Origin of the sequence: Pseudoalteromonas sp. J010 (genome assembly GCF_003934235.1) — a bacterium.
Classification (GTDB): Bacteria; Pseudomonadota; Gammaproteobacteria; order Enterobacterales; family Alteromonadaceae; genus Pseudoalteromonas; species Pseudoalteromonas peptidolytica.
In genome coordinates this window covers 15,698-41,279 of the sequence record NZ_RDBW01000035.1, presented here as the reverse complement: position 1 = coordinate 41,279, position 25,582 = coordinate 15,698, and the positions used below count along the sequence as shown (strand labels likewise).

23 protein-coding genes are annotated in these 25,582 nt (G+C 43.2%); 14 read left to right on the top strand and 9 right to left on the bottom strand.

Annotated elements, in window-relative coordinates; all coding sequences use genetic code 11:
• Positions 1–231: 231 nt before the first annotated feature.
• Positions 232–1,281 carry a polysaccharide deacetylase family protein gene (locus EAG18_RS17940; RefSeq protein WP_125253735.1) on the bottom strand — a complete coding sequence of 350 codons (1,050 nt, stop codon included), beginning with the start codon at positions 1,279–1,281 and terminating at the stop codon, positions 232–234.
• Between the two features lie 27 nt (positions 1,282–1,308).
• Here EAG18_RS17940 and EAG18_RS17935 point away from each other — a divergent pair, with 27 nt between their 5' ends.
• Positions 1,309–2,577 (top strand): MATE family efflux transporter, encoded by a 1,269-nt coding sequence (locus EAG18_RS17935; protein ID WP_125253734.1) that lies wholly within the window; start codon positions 1,309–1,311, stop codon positions 2,575–2,577.
• On the opposite strand, the gene EAG18_RS17930 is transcribed toward EAG18_RS17935, so the two are convergent.
• Positions 2,574–2,852 carry a hypothetical protein gene (locus EAG18_RS17930; RefSeq protein WP_125253733.1) on the bottom strand — a complete coding sequence of 93 codons (279 nt, stop codon included), beginning with the start codon at positions 2,850–2,852 and terminating at the stop codon, positions 2,574–2,576. The genes EAG18_RS17935 and EAG18_RS17930 overlap by 4 nt on opposite strands.
• Positions 2,852–3,427 (bottom strand): Fe-S biogenesis protein NfuA, encoded by a 576-nt coding sequence (nfuA, locus tag EAG18_RS17925; protein WP_125253732.1) that lies wholly within the window; start codon positions 3,425–3,427, stop codon positions 2,852–2,854. Before nfuA ends, EAG18_RS17930 begins: the two co-directional genes overlap by 1 nt.
• A 145-nt stretch (positions 3,428–3,572) precedes the next feature.
• On the opposite strand from nfuA, the gene EAG18_RS17920 reads away from it, so the two are divergent.
• Positions 3,573–6,098: a M14 metallopeptidase family protein gene (locus EAG18_RS17920; protein WP_125253731.1), complete on the top strand. Its 2,526-nt coding sequence runs from the start codon at positions 3,573–3,575 to the stop codon at positions 6,096–6,098.
• 50 nt (positions 6,099–6,148) lie between these two features.
• Here the strand turns inward: EAG18_RS17920 and EAG18_RS17915 are convergent, their stop codons facing one another.
• A complete protein-coding gene (locus EAG18_RS17915; RefSeq protein WP_125253730.1) occupies positions 6,149–6,817 on the bottom strand; it encodes a phosphoribosyltransferase family protein in 669 nt (222 codons plus the stop codon).
• 57 nt (positions 6,818–6,874) lie between these two features.
• On the opposite strand from EAG18_RS17915, the gene bioH reads away from it, so the two are divergent.
• The 3 genes from bioH (at position 6,875) to EAG18_RS17900 (ending at position 8,912) form a co-directional block, all read left to right on the top strand.
• Positions 6,875–7,612: a pimeloyl-ACP methyl ester esterase BioH gene (gene bioH / locus EAG18_RS17910; protein WP_125253729.1), complete on the top strand. Its 738-nt coding sequence runs from the start codon at positions 6,875–6,877 to the stop codon at positions 7,610–7,612.
• Between the two features lie 107 nt (positions 7,613–7,719).
• Complete coding sequence (locus tag EAG18_RS17905) at positions 7,720–8,028, top strand: hypothetical protein (RefSeq protein WP_125253728.1); 309 nt, start codon at positions 7,720–7,722, stop codon at positions 8,026–8,028.
• Positions 8,028–8,912, top strand: coding sequence for a putative metalloprotease CJM1_0395 family protein (locus tag EAG18_RS17900; RefSeq protein WP_125253727.1), 885 nt, complete (start codon positions 8,028–8,030; stop codon positions 8,910–8,912). Before EAG18_RS17905 ends, EAG18_RS17900 begins: the two co-directional genes overlap by 1 nt.
• Before the next feature lie 137 nt (positions 8,913–9,049).
• Here EAG18_RS17900 and EAG18_RS17895 read toward each other — a convergent pair whose 3' ends face one another.
• Together EAG18_RS17895 and greB are read right to left on the bottom strand one after the other, a co-directional pair.
• Positions 9,050–11,362, bottom strand: a complete 2,313-nt coding sequence (locus tag EAG18_RS17895) for a Tex family protein (RefSeq protein WP_125253726.1) — start codon at positions 11,360–11,362, stop codon at positions 9,050–9,052.
• Positions 11,363–11,451: 89 nt separating this feature from the next.
• On the bottom strand, positions 11,452–11,937 hold the full coding sequence (greB, locus tag EAG18_RS17890; protein WP_125253725.1) for a transcription elongation factor GreB: 486 nt from the start codon (positions 11,935–11,937) through the stop codon (positions 11,452–11,454).
• A gap of 213 nt (positions 11,938–12,150) precedes the next feature.
• Between greB and ompR the strand changes: the two genes are divergently transcribed.
• From ompR to EAG18_RS17865, 5 genes are all read left to right on the top strand, one after another.
• Entirely contained in the window at positions 12,151–12,870 is a 720-nt protein-coding gene (ompR, locus tag EAG18_RS17885; RefSeq protein WP_125253724.1) for a two-component system response regulator OmpR, read from the top strand.
• Positions 12,871–12,875: 5 nt separating this feature from the next.
• Complete coding sequence (envZ, locus tag EAG18_RS17880; RefSeq protein ID WP_125253723.1) at positions 12,876–14,195, top strand: two-component system sensor histidine kinase EnvZ; 1,320 nt, start codon at positions 12,876–12,878, stop codon at positions 14,193–14,195.
• Positions 14,196–14,288: 93 nt separating this feature from the next.
• Complete coding sequence (locus tag EAG18_RS17875) at positions 14,289–14,957, top strand: hypothetical protein (protein WP_125253722.1); 669 nt, start codon at positions 14,289–14,291, stop codon at positions 14,955–14,957.
• A complete protein-coding gene (locus EAG18_RS17870; RefSeq protein ID WP_125253721.1) occupies positions 14,941–15,615 on the top strand; it encodes a hypothetical protein in 675 nt (224 codons plus the stop codon). The genes EAG18_RS17875 and EAG18_RS17870 overlap by 17 nt, the downstream gene beginning before the upstream one ends.
• On the top strand, positions 15,615–16,349 hold the full coding sequence (locus EAG18_RS17865) for a hypothetical protein (protein WP_185745618.1): 735 nt from the start codon (positions 15,615–15,617) through the stop codon (positions 16,347–16,349). The genes EAG18_RS17870 and EAG18_RS17865 overlap by 1 nt, the downstream gene beginning before the upstream one ends.
• 60 nt (positions 16,350–16,409) lie before the next feature.
• Here EAG18_RS17865 and EAG18_RS17860 read toward each other — a convergent pair whose 3' ends face one another.
• The 3 genes from EAG18_RS17860 to hslR form a co-directional block, all read right to left on the bottom strand.
• Positions 16,410–17,948 (bottom strand): phosphoenolpyruvate carboxykinase, encoded by a 1,539-nt coding sequence (locus EAG18_RS17860; protein ID WP_125253720.1) that lies wholly within the window; start codon positions 17,946–17,948, stop codon positions 16,410–16,412.
• Positions 17,949–18,210: 262 nt separating this feature from the next.
• Complete coding sequence (gene hslO, locus EAG18_RS17855) at positions 18,211–19,056, bottom strand: Hsp33 family molecular chaperone HslO (protein ID WP_125253719.1); 846 nt, start codon at positions 19,054–19,056, stop codon at positions 18,211–18,213.
• Positions 19,057–19,067: 11 nt separating this feature from the next.
• Positions 19,068–19,478, bottom strand: coding sequence for a ribosome-associated heat shock protein Hsp15 (hslR, locus tag EAG18_RS17850; RefSeq protein ID WP_125253718.1), 411 nt, complete (start codon positions 19,476–19,478; stop codon positions 19,068–19,070).
• 276 nt (positions 19,479–19,754) lie between these two features.
• On the opposite strand from hslR, the gene gspC reads away from it, so the two are divergent.
• The 4 genes from gspC to gspF are packed head-to-tail and all read left to right on the top strand — an operon-like array spanning position 19,755 to position 25,538.
• A complete protein-coding gene (gene gspC / locus EAG18_RS17845) occupies positions 19,755–20,639 on the top strand; it encodes a type II secretion system protein GspC (RefSeq protein ID WP_125253717.1) in 885 nt (294 codons plus the stop codon).
• 27 nt (positions 20,640–20,666) lie between these two features.
• The gene (gene gspD, locus EAG18_RS17840) at positions 20,667–22,733 is read left to right on the top strand and encodes a type II secretion system secretin GspD (RefSeq protein ID WP_125253716.1); all 2,067 of its coding nucleotides are present in this window, start codon (positions 20,667–20,669) and stop codon (positions 22,731–22,733) included.
• Complete coding sequence (gene gspE, locus EAG18_RS17835; RefSeq protein ID WP_125253715.1) at positions 22,726–24,312, top strand: type II secretion system ATPase GspE; 1,587 nt, start codon at positions 22,726–22,728, stop codon at positions 24,310–24,312. Before gspD ends, gspE begins: the two co-directional genes overlap by 8 nt.
• A complete protein-coding gene (gspF, locus tag EAG18_RS17830) occupies positions 24,312–25,538 on the top strand; it encodes a type II secretion system inner membrane protein GspF (RefSeq protein ID WP_125253714.1) in 1,227 nt (408 codons plus the stop codon). Before gspE ends, gspF begins: the two co-directional genes overlap by 1 nt.
• The last annotated feature ends 44 nt before the right edge of the window (positions 25,539–25,582 follow it).

The following is a 25,582-nucleotide window of genomic DNA, read 5'->3' as shown; positions in this document are numbered from 1 at the left end:
TAACCCACTGCTACCTCTTTCTAACGAATACAGCTTTGAAAGCACTTATACCAATTTGACTTAATACTTGCTCAATTTGAAGGAGTAAATCTGACGCTAACCGCGTTAAAAATTTCTTATTTAGAACAACTAAATAGCAAAATTTTTGCCTGGTTATCGACAAGACTTTCTCGCCTCAAAATAGACCACTTAATTAAGAAAATTGGTATTATTATCAAATACTCAGGCTAACTACTGCTGCTCTACAATAACCCAAGGTTGAGAAAACCAATGGTAACGCCCCGGCTCTTGAATAGACGGTGCTGTACAGTTGTATCTTGATCTCCCCTTAGGTAATTCAGCAGGAGTTTGGATCCGAACACTATCTTTTGACTCCCAAACAAGCGTGGCTTGACCAACACCTGAAACGTAACAGGCAAACTGAGTATTGTGAAAGTCCTTAGTTTTGAAATGTAGAGTGATTTGTGGTTTTGTATTACTAGTAACACTATCTGCGTAGTGCATATTTTGTAATTGAAACGCTTTGGTGTCTAATTTCGTTTTGAGGGTCTCAAGGTTGCTGTATATGCCTGAGGCAGGGAACCGAGGGAGGCGCGTAAAATCAGATGTGAGCCCCACCGCACCAGAATGTTGACCAATACCAATTAGCCCTAACTCGCTTACAAGTTCTTGCAATTTACGATTAAATTCGCCGTAAGGGTAAGCTAAGTAGGGGTAATCATGACCGATTTCTTCTTTAATACGCTGTTGTGACCAAGTGATATCTTGCTTGACTCGTGCTCGCCATTCGGCAATGGATTCATCATCAAGCTTTTGATGAAGGTAATCATGCTTGGCACTATGATTCGCTATCGTTGCCCCTCGTTTGGCCAATTTACGCAGTTCATGCCAAGTCATTACATAACTTTTTTGTTCATCGATAAGTTGAGGATTGACAAAAATAGTGTACGGGAAACCAAACTGCTCTAAAAGTGGGGCTGCGGCAGTGATATTGTTTTCATAGCCATCATCAAAAGTGATGGCTATGGTTTTTGCCGGTAGTGTCTGTTCGGATTGCAGTGCATTCAATAGCTTCGGCAGTGGCATCACGTTATAGCCATTGTTTTTAATATAACTCAAGTGTGACTTGAAAGTATCTTCACTGACACTGGTTACCGCAGGAAGTTTTTCACTGACGTGATGATACTGTAAGATGACAGCACCCCAACTATGTGCCGAGAACAGGGCTAAACCAAGAATAATATGTTGTATCAATTTATTAAGTGTTATAAAGCGCAACATCTGAGCCTCTTACTGCTTGCAGGTCCGATGATATTATCAAATATTACGGTGCCATTGTTAGGATTAGTCGATACAGCGGTAATTGGTCATCTAGATAGTGCTCATTTTTTGGCAGGGATTGCGCTTGGGTCTAGCTCTATCTCAGTACTATTTTGGTTGGCTAGCTTTTTGAGAATGAGCACAACGGGCGTAATTGCGCAGTCAAGCGGCGAGCAGGATAACGAAAAGCTCGTGGGTTCACTTTACACTAGTGTGCTAATAGCAATCTGTTTTGCGTTGAGTCTAATTTTATTATCACCATTTTTACTTCAAGTAATCGCATCACTGTCAAATGCGTCTAATGAGGTATTTGCACAAGCAAAGCTGTACTTTCAAATTCGTGTATTTAGTGCGCCTGCTGCCATGTTAAACCTAGTGCTACTTGGTTTTATGCTAGGCATGCACTATGGACGCGGGCCATTTTATCTGGTGCTTTTCACCAATGTCGTGAATATTGTTCTGGATGTGTTATTTGTTATCGGTTTTGAGTGGGGTGTCGCGGGGGCTGCGTGGGCATCTTTGATTGCGGACTACGCAGCACTGGGGTTATCAATATTACTGACCATCAATGTTGCTAATAAACATGGGCTTGAACTAAAGTTCAGCTTTGTAGAACGAGCACACTGGCTGAGTTTGCTGACATTGAATAGGGATATTTTTGTTCGTTCATTGATCTTACAGTTGTGCTTTAGCTTTATGACCTTTTATGGTGCTCGATTGGGAGAAGTTACACTTGCGGCAAATGCTGTATTGCTCAATTTTCTGATGTTAGTTAGTTTTGCAATGGATGGAATTGCCTATGCCTCAGAGGCTAAAGTGGGTACGGCTAAAGGCCGAGCGGATCCTGTTCAATTGCAGTTATGGGTTAAAATAAGCCTGTTTTGGGGAGCGTTATTCGCATTACTTTACAGTATGGTCTTCTATTTTTTTGGTGACTGGATTATTGGCTCTCTTACTACTATACCAGAGGTTATAGCGGCTGCGAGTATTTACTTACCTTGGCTGGTGGCTTTACCTTTAGTGGCAATGAGTTGCTTTTTATTTGATGGAATATTTGTAGGGCTGACTCGGGCAAAGGAAATGCGAAACAGCATGTTGATCTCAGCACTTTTTGGCTTCTTTTTACCTTTTTGGCTTACATATTCACTTGGAAACCATGCGCTATGGCTGGCAATGAGTTGTTTTATGGGGTTACGAGGGCTGACATTGGCATATAAATATTACCAGTTGTCTCGTCAGGGAGCATTATTAGCCTAGGCAAAGGGGTCTTGGTTTCTCAGTGCTTGACGGCGTTTTTCTCGTGCTTCTATGACCTGTGAAAACCGATTGGCGAAAATACCGATGTAACCATAAAAGGCACTACACAGACCAATTGGCAATATGAATAAGCCAGCTATCTGAAAACGGTGGTCTTGATAGTATCCAAGCGCAATCAGAATTGCGGCAAGAATAACATCGCATAAACCAAAGAGAAAAAACTTGAGACTTCGCTTAGGGTTAGACCCTAAGCGATAAATGAGAGCTTTGCTCATTAATAGTAAGAGTGCTCGCCGCGCGCATGCTCCGTGATGTCACGCACACCATTAATTTCGTCAAACTTTGCAACCATCTCTTTTTCGATGCCTTCTTTTAACGTGACATCAATCATTGAGCAACCATTACAGCCGCCGCCAAACTGAAGTACAGCAATACCATCTTCAGTAATTTCGACTAGACTAACTTGGCCACCATGGTTCGCTAATTGTGGATTCACCTCAGTGACCAACATATGCTCCACACGTTCAGCAAGGCTTGCGTCTTCGCGTAGTCGTTTTGCTTTTGCATTTGGTGCTTTGAGAGTTAGCTGGCTACCCATTTTATCGGTAACGAAGTCGATGTCGGCTTCGTCTAGAAATGGTGCACTTTCTTCATCAACAATAGCTTCAAATCCATTGAATGGTAGACGGATATCGCTGGCTTCAACAGCGTCTGCTGGGCAATATGACACGCCACACTCAGCCTGAGACGTGCCTGGATTAACCACGAAAACTCGAATGTTGGTGCCTTCAGCTTGATCAGCTAATAGCTTTGCGAAATGGCTTTGTGCAGAATCTGAAATACGGATCATAATTCGCTCTATACTTGACTAAATTACTCGGTTAATACGTATCATACTCTCCTCATCGTATTGTCGCTAGTGTTCAGCGTAAAAATTTGGCAATCGACAGAGTGCTTGTTAGCTTGAAAAGTACACAGAACTAAAGGAAACCATCATGCGCTTAATAAGCTGTTTTATCTTGCTGCTGAGCTTCAGCTTGCAGGCAAAACCGGTTGCATATTATTTTGGTAACGACGTGGAGTTTGACTCAAGTATTACTTCCCCAAAACAGGCATTTGGTTATGAGGTGGGCCAGTGGCATTTACGCCATGATCAAATTGTCCACTACCTTCAGACACTCGCTAAAGAGAGTCCAAGGCTCAGCATTGAAACGATAGGCTACAGCCATCAAAAGCGACCACTATTATTATTAAAGGTAAGTTCACCGAAAAACCAGCAGAACCTAGCCCGCATTCAACAAAATCACTTGGCCTCAATCGGTGATGACTTAAACCGCAGTGATAAACCTGTGGTGATGTGGATGGGATACAGTGTGCATGGCAATGAGTCGTCTGGCAGCAATGCGGCTGTTTTACTTGCTTATTATTTGGCCGCGGCGCAGGGGAAGTGGGTATCTCAACTATTGGATAATGCTATTATACTGCTAGACCCTGCTTTGAACCCTGATGGGCTTGCCCGTTTTGCAACGTGGGTTAACAGTAATAAAAGTAACTCTCCATCGACCGACCCTGCACATCGTGAACACTCGGAGGCTTGGCCTTCAAGTCGCACTAATCATTATTGGTTTGACTTAAACCGTGATTGGCTGCTGTTACAGCATCCGGAATCACGTGCGAGGATCAAAGCTTTTCATAATTGGAAGCCCAATATATTAACGGACTTTCATGAAATGGGCCCCAACAGTACCTATTTTTTTCAACCTGGGATCCCATCTAGAACGCATCCTATTACACCTGCGGAGAATACCCAGTTAACGAACTTGATTGGTAAATTTCATGCCAAAGCTTTAGATGCACAAGGTAAGCTATATTTCACTCAAGAAAGTTTTGATGACTTTTACTATGGTAAAGGATCAACTTATCCAGATGTGAATGGCGCAGTGGGAATTTTATTTGAACAGGCGAGCAGTCGAGGACACGCTCAAGAAACCCAATATGGTGTGCTCAGCTTTGCTGAAACGATTAAAAACCAAGTGACTACTAGTTTATCGACTTTTCAAGCAGGCATAACACATAGACGTGCTTTACTGGAATATCAGCAACAATTTTACCAACAAGCAAAGGTGCTTGCGAGTAAAGATGATACTAAAGGGTATGTGGTTGCACGTGGTCAAGATAGCTATCGCTTTGAAGCATTCATTCACTTATTAAAGCAGCACCAGATTGAGGTAAAGTATTTATCAAAAGAAAAAGAAATTGACGACCAAGTATACCAACAAGGTGATTTATATATTCCACTGGAGCAGCCGCAATACCGATTGATCAAAGCATTGTTTAGCACGCAAACGCATTTCAACGATAACACATTTTATGATGTCTCTGGCTGGACAATGCCTTATGCTTACGATCTTGATTTTGTTGCATTGAAAAGTGAGTGGGGGCTGAAGTTAAGTGATAACACGAATGCTGAAAAACAAAAGCTTACACCAGTAGAAGATAGCTATGCGTACGCGATAAGCTGGCATCATTATTTGGCTCCACAGCTAGCTAATCGTTTGTTGCAAGGTGGGGTAAAAGTAGCAGCTGCTATGTCACCATTTTCGGCATCGACCACTTCTGGTAAACAACACTTTCAGGCTGGTACTTTGGTGATTGCTCGCGGAATTCAACAACATGATGATTGGTATGAGCAATTAAAAACGATCACAAGTGAATTAGGACTGCCGGTATATAGTGTCACCACAGGGTTGACTGAAAGCGGTATAGATTTAGGTTCAAGACAAATGCTGCAACTGCAAAAGCCAGAAGTACTTATTTTTGCAGGTGCAGGTATTAGTCAATATGAAGTAGGCGAGCTTTGGTATCACCTAGATAGGCACCTGATGCTGGCTCCCTCTATCGTAGAAAAGCAGATGATAGATAAACTTGAACTTACACGCTATAGCCATATTTTGTTAGCGGATGGCAAGTACAATGATTTAAGTGATAAAGCAAAAGCCAAAATACATAGTTGGATAGCAAAAGGAGGCGTGATTTGGGGCCACAAGCGTGGAGCACAATGGCTTATAGAACAGCAGCTCCTTGATGCAGAGATGATTTCTAGCAAAGAAATGCGCAAACAATTTGACACTAAAAATCTGACTTTTGCAGACAAAGACCGATTGTCCGCAAGACAGCGTATTGCCGGTGCTATTTTTGATACTCGACTTGACCTTAGCCACCCACTCTCTTTTGGTTTTGAGAATAAAGAGTTGCCAGTGTTTAAGAATAGTACTTGGGTTATGTATCGCAAAGATAAACCTTTTATTGAGTCGCTAGCTTATACCAGTGCTCCGCTATTGTCGGGCTACGCCGATACTACTAATGTTGAACAAATAGCAAGCTCTTCAGCTCTTATTGCATCAAAAGCTGGTCGCGGAGTTGTGGTCGGTATGGCTGATAATCCTGTCTTCCGCGGCTTTTGGTATGGTTCAAGCAGGCTATTAAACAATGCGTTGTTCTTCGCTCAAGGCGTGCGATAGCCTGAGGCAATAAACATGAAATAAAGCGAAAATAATAAACCCATTACCAGCTAACCTTCAAACGGTGTGAGGCAAATACTCATCGCCCACACCGACTTGGCCCCTTGCTGTTTGCAGGCTTTAGCTGCCGCATCCATTGTTGCTCCTGTTGTGATCACATCCTCTAGCAACAGAATGTTTTTTCCCTCAACAGGAGTTACGGTTGAAAACGCGCCACGTAAATTTACTTTACGGCGAGCTTTGCTAAGAGTGGATTGCGCCTGAGTTTTTTTGTTTCTTATTAAAACTGTTGGTTGTAATGGTAACCCCTGCCATATTTGCTCTACCTGATTGTAGCCTCTTTGAATGAAGCGAAAGCGGTGTAAAGGTAAGCAACACGCTACATCTACGCAGAGGGGGGATGCTTTTTGAAATCGCTGCCAGAGTGTATGCGCCAAGATACTTAGCGCACACTGGTGTACTTTGTTGTGGTGAAACTTAATCCCTTGAAGCCAGTGTGAAATGGGTGGCCGATACCAACTTACTGCACTTAATCCATCACAATGATCAAGGCTTACCAAGCGTTTTATATTAGGATAACTTAAGAGGTTTATCTCCTTATCATCAAAATCTAAGCATGTTGGTAAACAATATTTGCACACAGGATCCGGTGCGCGTTGTCCGCAACTGGTACAAGTTTGTGTGATTGCGCTTGTAAAGCGCCTGTTGAGTTGGAGCATTGCTTTCCATCCTGGGTTAGCTATCATGGCTTCAAGTGTGGTTGAGAGAAGAAACAAATGCAAAATGAAGTCGTATTTCTTCACGGCTGGGGAATGAATAAAGCTGTGTGGCAATTATGTGAAGCCACATTACAAAGTGAAGTACCTTATACACTCAAGGCAATAAACCTTCCTGGATTTGGAGGTTCAAGCAGTGCCGCAGGTAGTTATATATTTGAAAAAAATGCAGAGCTAATCGCCGAGCAGTTGTCCTGTCAGAGTGTTGTTGTTGGTTGGTCTTTAGGTGGGCTATTTGCACTTTACTTGGCGAAACATTTTCCAGAAAAAGTGAGTAAAGTAATATTGGTCGCTTCCACTCCACTTTTTGCTGAAAAGTTTAATTGGCCGGGCATTGCTCCTAAAGTGTTAAATAACTTTGCGACACAACTGACAACGAATACAGGTAAAACCATTGAGCGCTTTTTGGCTATTCAAGCGATGGGAAGTGAGCATGCTAGAGATGATATTAAACAGCTTAGAACCTTACTTGGGCAGCTCCCCCAAGCGGAGGATAAAGCGCTTTCTGGCGGACTTACGATATTAGAAACAGTGGATCTACGAGATATGTTTGTAGAAATTAAACAACCAATATCGGGTATTTTTGGCCGGTTAGATTCACTTGTACCGCATGCTGCGATAGATCAAATGCACCAATTGAACCCTAAATTTGAGAGTCATGTTCTGCCAAAAGCGTCTCATGCACCATTTATTTCGCACAAAGATACGTTTATATCATTACTAAAATCAATTATTTAAATAGGCAAAATAATAAAGCGGCAAAAAATTGCCGCTTTTACTTTCCTTTGTTGATTTTTTGCGCAATAATTAGTCAGTAAGAAAAGGTCTATTTAATAGGTGTGCTTATGCCAATAGGTGATGTGCTAAATAACGGGATTGATGGTTACAACCGTGCTGCTCAAGGCATTGCTCAGGCGAGTGCCGATATAAATAGAGCCGCAGCTGAAGAGCAAACGTCCACAGACCGTGCATTTGGGCGACAGTTACAAGGGGCGAGTACCGAAGAAGCGGTGACTGCGCCTGTTAGTGAGACCCCGAGTCTCACTGAGTCTGTTGTTGCCTTGAAAGTGGAAGAATTTAATGCGAAAGCCAATGTGCAAAGCATCCGCACAGCAGACGAAGCACTAGGTACGTTGATTGATATAAAAGTGTAATGAACATAGTAACGCCACCACCGGCGATGAACCTCAACACTGCCAACGTGTACACCGAAACGGTCGTACGCGACAACCAGCTACGTGAAGCGATCCCCAAGGCAACCCCTACTAACCCTTCATTTGCAGATAACCGTAATCTCTCTGATTCAGAAAAAGGCAGAGCGGCTGAGCCTGATGAAACCAAACTTTATGGCTCTGATGGAAAAACCGAGCAAGGTAAGAAAGTAGAAGGTAAAGGAGAGGAGCAGCAAGAGGAAGGCCAGGAAAAAGGTAAAAGTGAGCAAGAACAGCAGCAAGCTGAGCAGGAAGAACAAATTGTTCAAGAGTTAAAGGCTCGAGATAGAGAGGTTCGATTACACGAACAAGCTCATGCTAGGGTTGGGGGGCAGTATGCTGGCTCTCCAAGTTACGAATATCAGCGTGGCCCTGATGGTAATAATTACGCCATTGGTGGTCAGGTTATGATAGACGTCGCGCCGATCGAAGGAGATCCACAAGCGACGATCGAGAAAATGCAAACGGTGAGGGCCGCAGCATTGGCTCCTGCCGAGCCGTCTGGCGCTGATAGGGCTATTGCTGCAGATGCAACGCAAAAGTTGTCGGCGGCGCAAGCAGATCTTGCTAAGGCTGCTATTAGTGGTGAAGAACAAAATGACAGTCAGCGCGTGCAAAACATTCAAACAAGGCGTTTGAGTGGGGAACAGGCGAAAGCGGAATCTGAAGAAGAGCAAGCAAAGCTCAAACAAGATGCTGACCCTTATGCTGTAGCGATGCCGATAGAAGCTGATCCTGAAATACAAGCCAGGTCGCTTCGGATCTCAGATTTTTACCAACATGTTGCAATGCCAAACCAGCCAGCTTCGCTGTCTGTACAGATTTAACCCTAGATATTGGTCTTCTCCTCCGCGGATCAATGTAGTAATAGCGAGTTAATCCCCCAAAATCGAAAAGCGCGACTAAGGCCGCGCTTTTCTTTGTTAGCTCATCGAAGTGAGCATTACCCCTATCTTAAATAGTATTACTTTTTCAGCTTGGCAAATGCTTCTGCAAAGGCATTGCCCATGGCCGCATTACCAGCATCTCGTGACTTTGGTTTTGACGGCTTTTGTGTTGATTTGCCTTTGTGAGACTTGGTACTTTGTTTTTGTGCTGGGTGATGTGACACCTCATCGTTGAGGCGCATTGTAAAGCTAATTCGCTTACGAGGTACGTCAACTTCAATCACCTTAACTTTTACAATATCGCCAGCTTTAACCACTTCACGTGGATCGGAGATAAATTTATCCGTAAGTGCAGAGATATGCACTAAGCCGTCTTGGTGAACACCAACATCAACGAAAGCGCCAAAGTTAGCAACGTTTGACACCACTCCCTCTAAAGTCATCCCGACTTTTAAGTCATTAATGGTCTCAACACCCGCTTTGAATTGTGCTGTTTTAAACTCAGGACGAGGATCTCGGCCTGGCTTATCTAATTCTTTAATAATATCAGTGACGGTAGGTACACCAAATTTCTCGTCTACGTAGTCGTTAGCAACCAAGCGATTTAAAATATCATGATTACCTATCAATGCGTCTACTTCTATATTTTGTTTTGTACAAATAGCCTTAACGACAGGGTATGCCTCTGGGTGTACCGCTGAGGCATCTAATGGATCGTCACCGTTTGCGATGCGCAAAAAGCCAGCGGCCTGTTCAAAGGCTTTTGGCCCCAAGCGCTCAACTTTCTTGAGTGCTTTACGATTAGTGAAAGAGCCGTTTTCATCGCGATATTTGATGATATTGCTGGCTAAAGTTTTGTTTAACCCCGAGACTCTGGTTAATAATGGGATTGATGCGGTATTCACGTCTACCCCAACAGAGTTTACACAGTCTTCCACAACGGCTGTTAGTGTTTGTCCTAATTGGCTCTGCGAGACATCATGCTGGTATTGGCCAACACCGATTGATTTTGGCTCTATTTTTACCAGCTCTGCAAGCGGATCCTGTAGTCTCCGTGCGATAGAAACTGCCCCGCGCAGTGACACGTCAAGATCTGGAAATTCATTGGCTGCAAACTCAGATGCAGAGTAAACAGATGCACCTGCTTCACTCACCATGATTTTATTGAGCTTGAGTTCTGCTGCATTCTTTAACAGCTCTGCTGCAAGTTTATCAGTTTCTCGTGATGCCGTACCATTACCTATCGCAATGAGTTCAACTTTATATTGGCGACACATTTGCTCAAGTGTCTTGAGTGACTTTTCCCATTGGTTTTGAGGCGCATGTGGATGAATAGTGCTAGTGGCAATCAATTTTCCTGTTTTATCGACAATGGCAACTTTACATCCAGTGCGAAGGCCAGGATCGATACCCATAGTCGTTTTTGCACCGGCCGGCGCTGCCATTAACAGGTCTTTTAGATTTTTAGCAAATACTTCGATGGCATCAAGTTCAGCCTTTTCGCGCATAGCACCCAAAAATTCATTTTCTAAGTGTAATGATATTTTGATCTTCCAGGCCCATTGCACCACGCTCATCAGCCATTCGCTCGCTGGCGCGCCTGAAACCGCAAGAGTATAATGATCGGCAATGATCTGCGCACAAAATTGATTAGCGTCTTCGACACTTGGCTCAGGATTGATTGAAAGCTGCAGTACTCCTTCATTACGTGCTCTTAACATTGCCAAGGCACGGTGAGAAGGGATTTTATTTAATAGCTCAGTGTGCTCAAAGTAATCGCGATATTTGTTGCCAGTCTCTTCTTTACCTGTGATGACCTTAGCTTCTATTTGCGCATGCTCTTTGAGATGGGCGCGAAGCTTAGCAAGTAATTTTGCATCTTCTGCAAAGCGCTCCATTAAGATAAATTTAGCACCATCTAGCGCAGATTTACTGTCAGCGACTCCTTTATCTGAGTCAATAAAGGTTGCTGCTTGTTGCTCTGGGTTAAGGTTTGGATCGTTAAATAGCGCGTCAGCCAGCGGCTCAAGTCCCGCTTCAATGGCTATTTGTCCTTTCGTTCTGCGCTTTGGTTTGTAAGGAAGGTACAAATCCTCTAATACGGTTTTGCTATCAGCCGCTTGGATTTCTGCATGTAGTTCAGGCGTGAGCTTGCCTTGTTCATCAATGGTTTTGACAATAAACTCACGGCGCTCATCTAGCTCTCTTAGGTAGCTTAACCTTTGCTCAAGTAAGCGTAGTTGGGTGTCATCTAGGCCACCTGTTGCCTCTTTACGGTATCGTGCAATGAATGGTACGGTTGACCCTTCGTCTAGCAAAGCGATAGCAGCATTAACTTGCTGTTCTTTGGCGTTAAGCTCAGTTGCTAAACGTTGTGCGATATTGCTCATGCAAAATCCTTATACTCATCTTAATCAGTTTGTGCAGGCCCGATATAAAAGTGCGTTAAGTTGGGCAAGCAAAATTCAGTTCAATGTTATCATTGTTCCGTGTTATTACGATATTCGATTTGGTTGATAAACCAAAGTCTCTGACTGTGGGCTGTCTTGACCATGATTTCATCATCTACTTGTTTACCTAATAAAGCGCGAGCCATAGGCGCATCGATGGAAATATAGTCATTACGTTCGTATATTTCATCAGGCCCTACAACACGAAATACGCGCGTTTCTCCGTCTTCGCTCTCTACTTCTACCCATGCACCAAAATAGACTTTGCCGTTTTGTTCAGGGCTATACTCCACGACTTTAAGTTCAGGTAAGCGCTTGCGCAAAAAGCGTACTCGCCTGTCAATTTGTCTCAGTAGGCGTTTATTGAACGTGTAGTCAGCATTTTCTGAGCGATCGCCTAAGCTTGCGGCCCAATTAACTATTTTGGTAATTTCTGGACGTTTTTCAAACCACAGATGGTCATGTTCTTGCTGTAGTTTGCGGTATCCCTCGGGTGTGATTAAATTCGTTTTCATGTAGCTTAGGTCTGTTGAGTTAAAGCGTTGTAATGTTCGGTAACAATCTAGTATCAATGTATGGTGTCACAAAGCACTAAATTCAATTATATTTAAGCATAATAATACATAGTCCAGATTTACGATGAGCGTTGAATGAACAGGAATAGAAGTTGCGTGCGCAATACCGCAACTCGGTAAACGTTAGTAAATTGATAAATAGAAGAAATAAAAATGGGAAATGAAACCACCAAAGTTCTCGTCGTTGACGATGATATGCGCTTACGTAGTTTATTGGAGCGTTATTTAGTTGAGCAAGGGTTTATTGTACGAAGTGCTGCTAACTCAGAGCAAATGGATAGATTGCTAGAGCGAGAAAACTTCCACCTGATGGTATTAGATTTGATGCTTCCGGGAGAAGATGGTTTATCTATATGTCGCCGTTTGAGGCAAAAAGAAAACGAAATCCCGATCGTGATGTTGACGGCCAAGGGTGATGAAGTGGATCGGATTATTGGTCTTGAGCTTGGTGCCGATGATTATATTCCGAAACCATTCAATCCCAGAGAGTTGCTTGCCCGTATTAAAGCTATTTTGCGCCGTCGTGCGAAAGAAGTGCCGGGGGCTCCTGCTGCTGAGGAAAACGAGGTTAGTTTTGGTGATTTTACGCTTAATCTAGCTACTCGAGAAATGCAGCATGGAGAAAATACAATTTCACTGACCTCTGGTGAATTTGCAGTATTGAAGGCACTAGTTAGCCACCCAAGAGAGCCTTTAAGCCGTGATAAGTTAATGAATCTTGCCAGAGGCCGAGATTATAGTGCGCTAGAGCGTAGTATAGATGTTCAGGTCTCTCGACTGCGTCGGATGATTGAAGATGATGCGTCAAATCCGCGTTATATCCAGACCGTATGGGGTCTAGGTTACGTGTTTGTGCCTGACGGCGTGAAGTAGCTGCGATGTTACCAAGAAGTGCTTTTGGGCAAACCGTTTTCTTTGTTGGTGCTTTGCTGCTGATAAATCAGGTTGTGTCATATATTACTGTCACCCTTTATGTGTTTAAACCGACATTTGAACAAGTCAATTTAATGTTAGCCAAGCAAGTCAAAACGGTCTTCATTGATTGGGAAGAGGGAGTTGAGGTCGGCAGTGAGTTATCTCAAAAATTTTTTGAGATAACGGGGATTGAAGTAATGACACAGCGCCAAGCATATGCCAACGGGCTTGGTCAGGCAAAAGAGTACACTTTGCTTTCACGTAGTATGTCTGAGCAGTTAAATGGCTCTGCACGTGTGAGGATAAGCCAAGGAGATCCGGTGGTTTATTGGGTAGAAGCACCTCAAGCCCCCGGTTATTGGGTGAGAGTTCCACTAAGCGGTCTGAGTGAAACTAAAATGGAATTTCTTGTTTTTTACTTATCCAGCATCGGCTTTTTGAGTGTTTTAGGTGGTTGGCTCTTTGCTCGTCATCTAAATAAGCCATTAAAGTCCCTACAAATTGCAGCCAGTCGAGTTGGTGTCGGAGATTTCTCTACACGACTAGTTGAAGAAGGTTCTACAGAAGTCATTGAGGTAACTCGTGCGTTCAACAAAATGTCCAAAGGTATCGCAGAGTTAGAAAGTGATAGAAGGCTTCTTATGGCAGGCGTATCTCATGATTTAAGAACGCCCTTAACTCGAATTCGCCTAGCCACAGAAATGATGTCGGACGAAGAAGACTACCTGCGCGAAGGTATCATTGATGACATCGAAGATATGAATGCGATTATCGATCAGTTTATCGAATATCTACGTCACCACAATGGCGCTGAGATGTCGGCCGATGACATTAACACCGTGATTGAGGAAGTTGTGCATGCTGAGCAGCAGCATCAGCGCCCAATCCGTTTACAAGCTGAGCAATATTTGCCGTCAGTTATGATGAATGCTGTTGCCTTGAAGCGAGTATTTACTAACATGATTGAAAATGCCATCCGCTACTCAGATAAAGATATTGAAGTTACAACCGAATATAGTCCAAAGCATCGTGCTGTGATTGTTAAAGTAATGGATAGAGGACCTGGGATCCCAGAGTCTGAACTCGAGTCTGTATTTGAGCCCTTTAAGCAGGGGGATCAAGCAAGAGGCAGTGAGGGAAGTGGTCTAGGACTTGCGATTATCAAGCGGATCGTGACTACGCATGGTGGTAAGGTGAAACTACGCAATCGTGATGGCGGGGGGCTGATCGCTGAGGTTTCTTTGCCAGCCTACCGTGGTAAGCTAGAAGAAAATAATAATTAATACCTTATATGATATACCTTCAGGTTAGCTCGAATACTGTTTGGCTTCAGTTTTCAAAACTGTGCCTCCAGTAGATCGTAAGGAAAGTAATTTGTGGCTATAGTAGTATCCAGCACACGATTGATCCCTGTTTTGCGACGTGTCGTTGCAGCGAAAAAGTTTGCCCAGCTTCACCCATCTCTGATCCCATTCTTGCTGTATTTAGCCATTAGTGGTATTGGTTTGTATTATCTTGCCTGTTTGCTTAATGCGTTTGGTTTTTCAGCTTTGAAGCATATAGGGATCAGTGATTTCTTAACGGTGATCATGACTAATTTTCTATTTGTCCCAGCATTGCTACTAGTTAGTTTGAGCCTGCTTACGCTAATTAAACAAGATAAAAAGCTGGTTGCGATCCGATTTCTGGGCTTAGGTAAATTGAGTTATATCGTGAATCAACCACTTTATAAATTTCCGGTACTTAGTGTTTCAATATCGACGCTTGTGTTATCTGCTTATGCAGCTGATTTCGCTGCAAGTAGCGCTGTGAAAGAAGTGAAAAGTTTACAACAGGGTAACGTTGACGTTTATTTAAGTTACCCGATTGACTGGTTTGGCCAATCTGTAATGACTATTCCTTCGGCTGTGATTTTGTTATCAACCTCACGATATACTTTTATTTATCACCCCGAAACGAAAAAAGCAGTTGCGATCCCTGATGCGAATTTAGGCAGTATCGTCAAGATGACTCGTTTGGAGCATTCGCATGAAAAAAGTAGATAACGACGCGGAATATTTTGCTTGGTTTGCAATCACAAAGGATAAGTGCACGCAGTTTATTTACCAGCAGCCTGCATTACTCATGACTTTAGGTTACCTTACACTCAACCTATCCGGATTTACCTACCTCTGGAGTCTATTTGATGTTTTCTCAATAGAGATCATCAAATATATGGAATTAAGTGATTTTGTAATGGCATTCTTAGCCGAGCCAAGCATTCTCTTAGCCTCTTTAGGGGCTATTATGGTAGGCGGCGGTGGCGTTTACTTTATCAGTAAAATAAACATAAAACTGAGTGATGCTAACGCGCCTAAAGGCTGGAAAAGCTGGTTGCTTAGCAATCGTCTGTTTTACTGTTTTAACCCTTTTTATTCTTTGGTCGTTATAGCGACTCTCATTTATCCAAACATATACGCAGGTGTCGTGGGTAAATGGAACGCGCAAAGTATCAAGCAGGGCGCGATGGCACCATATAATATTGATTTAATTAACCCGGTTCACGTTGGCCAACTTCAACAGTATCACTTCCAAAACATGCAGATTATTTTCGAATCGGGGCGGTACCTTTTTTTGTTTGAACACTCAAAAGGTCGAACAGTGGTCTTTGCAAGAGATAATATTGCCAGCATTCAAATGGCGACACAGGGTGTAGATAACTAATGCTGCGTCATTCATTCAAGCTTACACATACTGATCTGACATATCGAGAAAGCGCACTTGATGATAAGAAAGTTTGTCAATTAAAGCATATTATTGCTAAGAGTTTTGCTGACATTGATGTCGACGCCTACTTTGAATATTATTTTGAACAAGATGCCAAAGTAAAGCGTAGGCTGAGATTATTTTTTATTGATCACAATATCGTAGGCTATTGCCTTTTAACATTTACCGATAGTCACCATCATTTTTGCTTAGTAGGGGCGTCAGCTGCATTTTTACCGGAACATAGAGGCCAAAATAGCACTTTTGCGTTTTCATTGTCTGAAGTGCTTAAGTACTATCTTCGCAACCCGTTACGCCGAGTATTATACGCGGACACCATGTTAAGCCCTGCGATGTTTAGAGCCATGGCGAAAAACATCGCACAGGTTTACCCCAACCAAGGGCCTCCCGATGGAGCCATTGCTGAGCTATACAATGAGATTAACTCTGAAGGCTTAATTAGTAAGGAAAATGGCTTGCGCTGCCTAAAAGCCGTGGGGCGTAAAACTAACTATAGTAACGCGGAGATTGCGCGCTTTCGAGAAAGTCAAAAAGCAGAAATTGCGCTTTATTGTCGTGTTAACCCAAACTTTGACAAAGGGATTGCACTAGTCACTATTATTCCAATTACGTTCACACAGTTTGTGCTGACGTTGAAAAAAATGATCTGGCGCGCGATTTTTCAAAAATGAGACAATAAAAAAACGCCCAACGAGGGGCGCTTTTGATAAAGGAATCTTTATCTATCGTGTTTAGCCACGAGGCCCTGCTGCTTTGATTGCCTCAGAAACATCGTATTTAGCAAAGTTCTCTTTAAAATCAGCTGCGAGCTTAGCTGCATATTCAGCATACTTAGTCTGATCTTGCCAAGTGTTCACAGGATTTAATAGTTTGCTATCTACGCCTTCAACAGCAACTGGCACATCTAGATTTAATGCTTCAATATGTTGTGTTTCAACACCTTCTAATGTGTTGTTCACAATGGCATCAATAACTGCACGAGTAGTCGGAATGTCGAAGCGTTTACCAATACCGTACGGACCACCAGTCCAACCTGTGTTTACTAGGTAAACTTTAGCGCCAAACTCACGCACGCGTTTCATTAGTAGCTCAGCGTACACGCCTGCTGGACGCGGGAAGAAAGGAGCACCAAAACAAGTTGAGAAAGTTGATTCGATATCAGAGGTTGAACCAATCTCAGTTGAGCCTACTTTCGCCGTGTAACCACTAAGGAAGTGGTAAGCAGCCGCTTCTTCGCTTAGGATTGAAACTGGAGGAAGTACACCGCTCACATCACAGGTTAAGAATACAACTGCACGAGGCTCGCCCGCGCGGTTTTCCACTTTGCGTTTTTCAACGTGCTCTAGTGGATAGGCTGCACGAGTATTTTGGGTGAGGCTGGTATCCGCAAAATTTGGTACTTTGTTTTCATCAAGTACAACATTTTCTAAAATAGTACCAAACTTAATTGCATTCCAGATCACAGGCTCATTTTTCTGTGAAAGGTCAATACACTTAGCGTAGCAGCCACCTTCAATATTAAATACGCTGCCTGGCGCCCAGCCGTGCTCGTCATCACCGATAAGGAAACGCTTGGGATCTGCCGACAGTGTTGTTTTACCGGTTCCCGATAATCCAAAGAACAAGGTGGTGTCGCCAGCTTCACCAACGTTCGCACTACAGTGCATAGGCAATACGCCTTTCGCAGGAAGAAGGAAGTTCTGTACTGAGAACATCGACTTTTTCATTTCACCGGCATAATGCATACCCGCGATAAGTACTTTGCGCTGAGCAAAGTTGATGATAACGGTACCATCACTGTTTGTACCATCACGTTCTGGATCACAAACAAAAGAAGGTACATTCATCACCTGCCATTCAGGTAAATCAGCTTTGTTATATGAAGTAGGTTCAATAAACATGTTCTTTGCGAAGATGTGATGCCAAGCAGTTTCAGTAGTAACCACCACTGGTAAATAGTGCTCTGGATCTGCACCCACTTCTAAGTGAGAGACGAAGTGGTCATTTTCAAGAACGTGCGCTTCAACGCGAGTCCACAGCGCATCAAATTTAGCACTATCGAATGGGCGATTTACATTTCCCCACTGAATATCATTTTCTGTGCTTGATTCTTGTACGATGAAACGGTCATTAGGTGAACGTCCTGTACGACGACCTGTTTTTGCAACAAAAGCTCCATTTGCGGCTAAAGTGCCCTCGCCACGACGGATAGCGTGTTCGACAAGTTCAGCTGCGGTTAGATCGACAAAACGAGTAGCGCTTGAAGTCATGTTTATACCTAAAATGTGAGAGTTGAACGGGATAGCTCTGGGGTACTCTTGCCCTTAGCTAAATTTATAGTAACAGATGAAATTGAGATATTCGAGCCTTTGGAGGCCTTAAAATTACATAAAAACGTCAAAAAACTTGAATAATTTCAATGATACCGGTGTCATAACTTTTGCCAGTTTTATGACACCGGTATCACCATGGGGCGACAAAAAAACCGCCAAAAATGGCGGTTTCATTCTACAATAAAGTCCTACTATAAATTTAATTAAATAGTGACTTCACATCTTGTTCGCTAAAAACATAGTTCTTTAAGCAGTAATGGCAGCTGATGTTGATTTCACCCTGCTTTTGTAAGTCTTCAAGTAAGGCTGCTTGCCCAACATTTACTAGCGCGTTTTCGGTTTTCTCACGGCTACAACCACACACAAACGAGATAGTTTGCGGCTCAAATAGCTGTGGGTTATCTTCGTGATACAGGCGTGTTAATACAGTGTTAGCATCAAGATCCAGCATTTCCTCTTGCTTTATTGTATTACTCAATGCCTCAAGGTGTTGGAAGTCAGCAATCGACTTTTCTTTATTTACAGGTAAAACTTGTAAGAACAAGCCCGCAGCTTTTACTTTTTCGTCCGTTACACTTGTTGCAAACCATAAGCGTGTTTTTAACTGTTCAGATTGTTCAAAGTAATCTTCAAGACATTCTGCAAGGGTATCCTTTGAGAGCGGTACAATACCTTGATAGCGCTCGCCTTTGATAGGGGTAATGGTAATAACCATATAGCCTTTACCAATCATCTCAGGGATAGATCCCCCTTTAATTTCTGATTGCAGCCTGGCGATACCACGCATTTGTTGCTTGTGGTTTCCGTTGATCACTGCGTACTTCACCGGTCCATCACCTTGTAATTGGACGGCAATATCACCTTCAAACTTTAGTGTGGCAGTCAGCAAGCTGGTTGCAACTAATAGCTCACCAAGCAGATGTTGTACTGGCTCCGGGTAATTATGACCACTGATAATGTCAGTAAAAGTTTGTTCTATTTGTACAAGCTCTCCGCGCACGTCAAGTTTGTCAAAAATATAACGATGGAGTAAATCAGTCTGCATCAATGAAAATCCTAGTTTGATTTCAGTTTAAGTAATTCACGGCGTTGTTTCTTATCCGGCTTAGTTGCTGGACGTGGCGCAAACAAACTATTATTTTGGCGCGCCAACGCGTTTTGAGTTCGTTTCTCAATACTCGCTTCAGATTCTTCGTAAAGCGTTTGAGCGATAGGAGCAGCCTGGCGCTTCTCCATAATTTTGAGTATGGTTACTTCTTTTTCTTCATAACCTTGAGCCAACTTGATAACCGCACCGACTTCAACCGTTTTACTAGGTTTACATCGTTGACCGTTATAGTGTACTTTGCCACCTTGAACCATATCACGCGCAAGTGCTCTGGTTTTATAGAAGCGGGCAGCCCATAACCATTTATCAATTCGAACTTTCTGTTCAGATTGGTTGTTTTCCTGTTGGAGTTTTGTCACAATTCGTTAACTATTTGCAAGAGTGAAATTTAACCTAGTAAATTTAGCATAATTCGCTATGCAAACAAAGTGAACGGCAGGCACTAAACTTGTGAGTTAATCGCATTTTACCTAAAAAGTGAACGAATATGGGTGTCTATGTTCTAACGTTAAGTTTAGATTCAGTTAATTGGCTTACGGTGTACCTAATTAAATAAAAAGTTTAACAATTGCGCGCTTGTTGAAAAAATATCAAGGCGGTACACTGGGGCGTTAAATAGAATAAGAAAGTATTATATGGAATTACAGATACAACAGCTTCAGAAGCTCTGGCTTGGTTTGCCCCATGCAAAATTGAGTCGCATTATTGTTGTCCTGTCGGTTGTTTATGTTGCGTTTCTCTTCTCGCAACTGTTTTGGTTGTTATGGCCTGTGCCACAAACACAACCTTTACTGCCAGCTTCACAGTTATATAGCCAATCTGGTAAAAGCGTTACTAGTCAAGGGATCGTAGCACAAAACTTATTTGGAAAAGCCAATTCAGTAGCTGAAGTTAAACCGGAACCGATTGTCTCAGATGCGCCCGAAACGACATTAAATGTGAGATTAACTGGGATTGTTGCTGTCAGCCAAGATGATGGTGCAGGACTGGCGATTATTGAGTCACAAGGTCGCCAAGAAACGTACTCAGTAAATGCTGCGATTAAGGGGACTCGAGCAAAGTTGGCGCGTGTGCTTCCAGATCGTGTGATTTTGGATGTAAGCGGCCGCTTTGAAACTTTGATGTTAGACGGATTAGAATTTAGCCGTACTGTGGCAATGCCCACGAGAACCAAACAAATAGTAAATAATACCACTTCGCCTACCCCGACCCGCAATGAATTAGCAAATCGTCGTCAAGAGCTACTCAGCGATCCTGGAAAGCTATTTGACTATATAAAAATTTCACCCGAGCGACGCAGTGGTGAGTTAATCGGGTACCGCCTTTCACCCGGCAAAGATCCTGAACTATTCAAACAGGTAGGACTACAAGCGAATGATTTAGCAATCGCTATTAACGGGTTTCAACTCACGGATATGAAACAGGCTATGTCAGCAATTAACGAGCTGAGAACCAGTACAGATGCGAACATCACGATCGAGCGAGACGGTCAAGTGATGGATGTGCAGTTTAGCCTGTAAAGTTATTAATTTTGGAGTTTTAGAATAATGGGTAAAAAGCTACACCTCACAAAAACCAAAAAAGGGTTAGCTAAGTATGCAACACTCTTAATTGCTGCTGGTATTTCACTTTCTGTTTCTGCGGTTGAATATGCAGCGAACTTCAAAGGCACAGATATCAATGAGTTCATTAATATCGTTAGTGATAAGCTAAACAAAACCATCATTATCGATCCTAATGTGCGCGGTAACATTAATGTGCGCAGCTATGAGTTGATGGATGAAAAGCTATATTATCAGTTTTTCCTAAATGTGCTCGAAGTGTACGGCTATTCCGTTATTGAAATGGATACTGGTGTGCTTAAAGTTGTTCGTAGCTCCGATGGTAAGAAGTCAAATGTGCCACTGGTATCAGGTGAAGAACGCGGAAATGGCGATGTGATGGTTACGCGCGTGGTGCGTGTGAAAAACGTGAGCGTACAGGAGCTCGGCCCTCTTATCCGTCAATTCAGTGACCAAAAAGATGGCGGTCACGTGACTAACCTTAACTCCGCCAATGTGATGATGCTGACAGGGCATGCTTCATCTGTAAATCGCCTTGTTGATATCATCAAAACGGTAGACCAAGCCGGTGATAAACGAGTAGATATTGTAAAGCTAAAGCATGCGACCGCAGACGATGTGGTAAAAGTGGTAGAGAAAATCTTCCAAGACTCGGGTAAAGGCGGCATGCCTGATTTTTTGATCCCCAAGATTGTATCAGACACCCGTACCAACAGCGTCATTGTGAGCGGAGAGTCTCAAGCTCGTAGCCGAGCAGCAGAACTGATCAAACGCTTAGATGACGAGCTGCAATCACAAGGCAATACTCAGGTTTTCTATCTGAATTATGCAAAAGCTGAAGACTTAGTGAAGGTACTGCAAGGGGTCAGCAAGTCAATCGAGGAAGAGCAAGCAGGTGGTCAAACAGCTAGAAAGCTAAACACTAAAAAACAAGATACCAGCATAGAAGCCCACGAAGACTCGAATTCATTGGTGATCACTGCACAACCTGACACAATGCGCTCGCTCAGCCAAGTGATTAAAAAACTTGATATTCGTCGGGCTCAAGTACTCGTTGAGGCAATTGTTGTAGAGGTATCTGAAGCTGATGGTATTAATTTAGGTTTGCAGTGGATCTCTGAAAAAGGTGGCATGCTGCAATTTAATGATGGTACCACAGTCCCTGTTGGTTCTTTGGCCGTGGCAGCAGAACAAGCACGAGATAAAGAGATTAAAGGAACCATCATAGGAACTGATGATAATGATGTGTCTAATACAACAACCACTGAGCGTGGAGATTACAGCGGGTTAGCTGGGTTGCTTAAAAACATCAATGGTCTAGCAGCAGGTATCGTGAAAAACGATTGGGGTGCGATTATTCAAGCCGTCACCACAGACACCAATTCAAATATTTTGGCAACGCCATCGGTAACAACGATGGATAACGAAGAAGCCTCTATGATTGTCGGTGAAGAAGTGCCAATCGTAACAGGCTCGACTGCTAATGATAATAATTCTAACCCATTCCAAACGGTGGACCGTCAAGAAGTGGGTATCAAGTTAAAAGTAACGCCACAGATCAATGACGGAAGTGCTGTTCAGCTGACCATTGAACAAGAAGTTTCTAGTGTTAAAGGTGCCACTTCTGTCGACATTAGAGTAGCGAAACGGGCTATTAATACAACCGTTATTGCTGATGATGGTGGCATGGTTATTCTTGGTGGTCTGATTGATGAAACGGTACAAGAGAGTGTTTCTAAAGTTCCGTTACTCGGTGATATACCAATTCTTGGACACTTATTCAGATCGACAGGTACCAAAAAAGAAAAGCGTAACCTATTGGTGTTCATTCGCCCAACTATCATTCGTGATAGTCGTAGCATGAATGAAATCAGTCATTCTAAATACAACTTCATTCGTGGTGAACAGCATAAACACAGGGAAGAGGGAATTGAGCTTATGCCGTTTGAGGATACGCCAATACTACCCAAGTGGGATGACAAGCTGACGTTGCCACCGACGTATGAAGAGTTTTTAAAAGAGCAAAACCGTAAAGAGCGTGAAGATGATTAACGAAGAAGTCGCGCCGAGTTTAGATGCTGAAGCTGAGGAAATGGCGGCGCAGTTACAAAATGCCAGCTCAGCATCTGATGATATTGTTGCGGTAGCAGATACTTCTACGGTAGCACTTCGTTTGCCATTTTCTTATGCACGTCGAAAAGGTGTGTTACTCAGTCCAGATGGCGATCAGGTCAAGTTAATTCACAAAGGCACGCTTGACTTAGAAACCTTGATGGAAGTTCGCCGCGTCGCAGCTAAAGCACTTTATCTTGAGGAGCTAGATGAAGCTCGGTTTGAGCACATGCTAGAAGCTGCCTATCAACGAGATAGCTCTGAGACTCAGCAGATGATGGAAGACATTGGCAACGAAATGGATCTATTTTCGTTGGCTGAAGAGCTTCCACAAACCGAAGATTTGCTCGCCGCAGATGATGATGCACCAATCATTAAGCTAATCAATGCGATGCTGAGCGAGGCGATTAAAGAAGGTGCGTCGGATATACACATCGAAACGTTTGAACAAGAGTTAGTGATCCGCTTTAGGGTTGACGGTGTGTTAAAAGAGGTTTTAAAACCTAACCGTAAGTTGTCTTCGCTACTAGTATCGCGTATCAAAGTAATGGCAAAGTTAGATATTGCTGAGAAGCGTGTACCGCAAGATGGTAGGATCAGCCTTAGGATCGCAGGTCGAGCTGTGGATGTTAGGGTATCAACCATGCCTTCGAGCTTTGGTGAGCGAGTCGTATTACGTTTACTTGACAAAAACAACGCAAGGTTAGACCTGGAAGACCTTGGTATGACTCAAGCTAATCGAGATGCTTTTGCTGAGATTATCGCAAAACCTCATGGCATCATCTTGGTTACAGGCCCGACAGGTTCTGGTAAAAGTACCACTTTGTATGCAGGTATGACGCAAATCAACTCCAGAGATCGTAATATCTTAACGGTTGAAGATCCCATTGAATACGAGATCCCCGGCATAGGCCAAACTCAAGTTAACCCTAAAGTAGATATGACATTTGCTCGAGGGTTGCGTGCAATCCTGCGTCAAGACCCTGATGTTGTTATGGTTGGTGAGATCCGAGATTTAGAAACTGCACAAATCGGCGTGCAAGCCTCACTAACTGGTCACTTGGTGTTATCAACCCTACACACGAACACTGCCGCAGGTGCCATCACTCGTATGGAAGACATGGGAGTGGAACCATTCCTGTTAAGTTCGTCACTGTTAGGGGTGTTGTCGCAGCGTTTGGTCAGAACACTTTGTTCTAATTGTAAAGAAGCACATTTAGCCGATGAACGTGAATGTGAGTTACTGGGTGTAGCCAAAGACAGTAATACACAAATATATCGTGCTGTAGGGTGTGAGGAATGTAATTACAACGGCTATAAGGGTCGAACTGGTATCCATGAACTACTAATAGTGGACGAAGCAATCCGTGAGCTTATTCACAACGGCAAAGGTGAACAAGCCGTCGAAAAGTATATCCGTAAACGTACGCCAAGCATTAGGCAAGATGGTTGCTCGCGAGTACTTGCAGGCCAAACAACCTTGGAAGAAGTATTGCGTGTAACGCGTGAGGAAGGCTAATGGCAGCTTTTGAATATCGCGCCTTAGATGGTAAAGGTAAAGAAAAAAAAGGAATTTTAGAAGCTGATACCGCAAAGCAAGTTCGGCAGATGCTAAGAGAAAAGGCGTTAATGCCGCTTGAAGTGCTACCGGCTGCTGAGAAAGAAAAGAGTCAAAGTAACGCTGGATTTTCGCTATTTAAAGGGTACCGCCCTTCGGTTTCAGATATTGCGTTGATCACCCGTCAACTTGCTACCCTAATACAGTCTTCGTTGCCAGTAGAGGCGGCGGTTATGGCGGTAGCAGAGCAATGTGAAAAGCCAAGATTAAAGCGTATGCTGATGGCGGTACGCTCCAAAGTGGTCGAAGGTTATACGCTTGCTGATGGTATGTCAGAATTTCCGCATGTGTTTGATCACTTATATCGCTCAATGGTCGCGGCAGGTGAAAAATCAGGCCACTTGGATGAAGTACTGAACCGCTTGGCTGATTATACAGAGCAGCGCCAACATATGCGCAGTCAAATTACTCAGGCCATGGTATATCCAATTATTTTGGTTGTATTTGCCATTGCGATTGTCTCTATATTGCTCGGTACCGTAGTACCAAAAATTTTGAAAACGTTTGAAAAGTCAAAGCAAGCGTTGCCATGGACAACTGAGTGGGTAATGGCAGCAAGTAATTTTGTGCAAAACTACTGGATGATCACGTTAGCTGTGTGTGTCATTGGTACCTATATATTTAAAAAAGCACTTCAAAAACCTAAATTTCGTTTTTGGTACGACAGCAAATTGCTGAGCTTACCGGGGCTAGGCAAGGTAACTCGTAGTGTTAATACTGCGCGCTTTGCTCGTACCCTTAGTATATTGTCATCAAGTTCGGTTCCGCTGCTTGAGGGAATGAAAATTTCAGGGCAAGTACTCGAAAACGAAAAAATAAAGGCTTCAGTCGCTGAGGCTGCCACTCGGGTGAGCGAGGGGGCAAGCCTTAGAGCTTCACTTCAACAAACCAAGATGTTCCCGCCAATGATGTTACATATGATAGCCAGCGGAGAAAAATCAGGTGAGTTGGAGCAAATGCTTGAGCGTGCAGCTAATAACCAAGAGCAAGAGTTTGAAAGTATGGTAAATGTCTCGCTGAAATTGCTAGAACCTGCAATGATAGCGACAATGGCGATTATTGTACTGTTTATTGTTATGGCAATACTTCAGCCAATAATGGCGATGAACAAAGCCGTAGGATTATAGTCAAAAAGGAAAGGCCTTGTACTTGTTGTATTTGGCCGTTAATA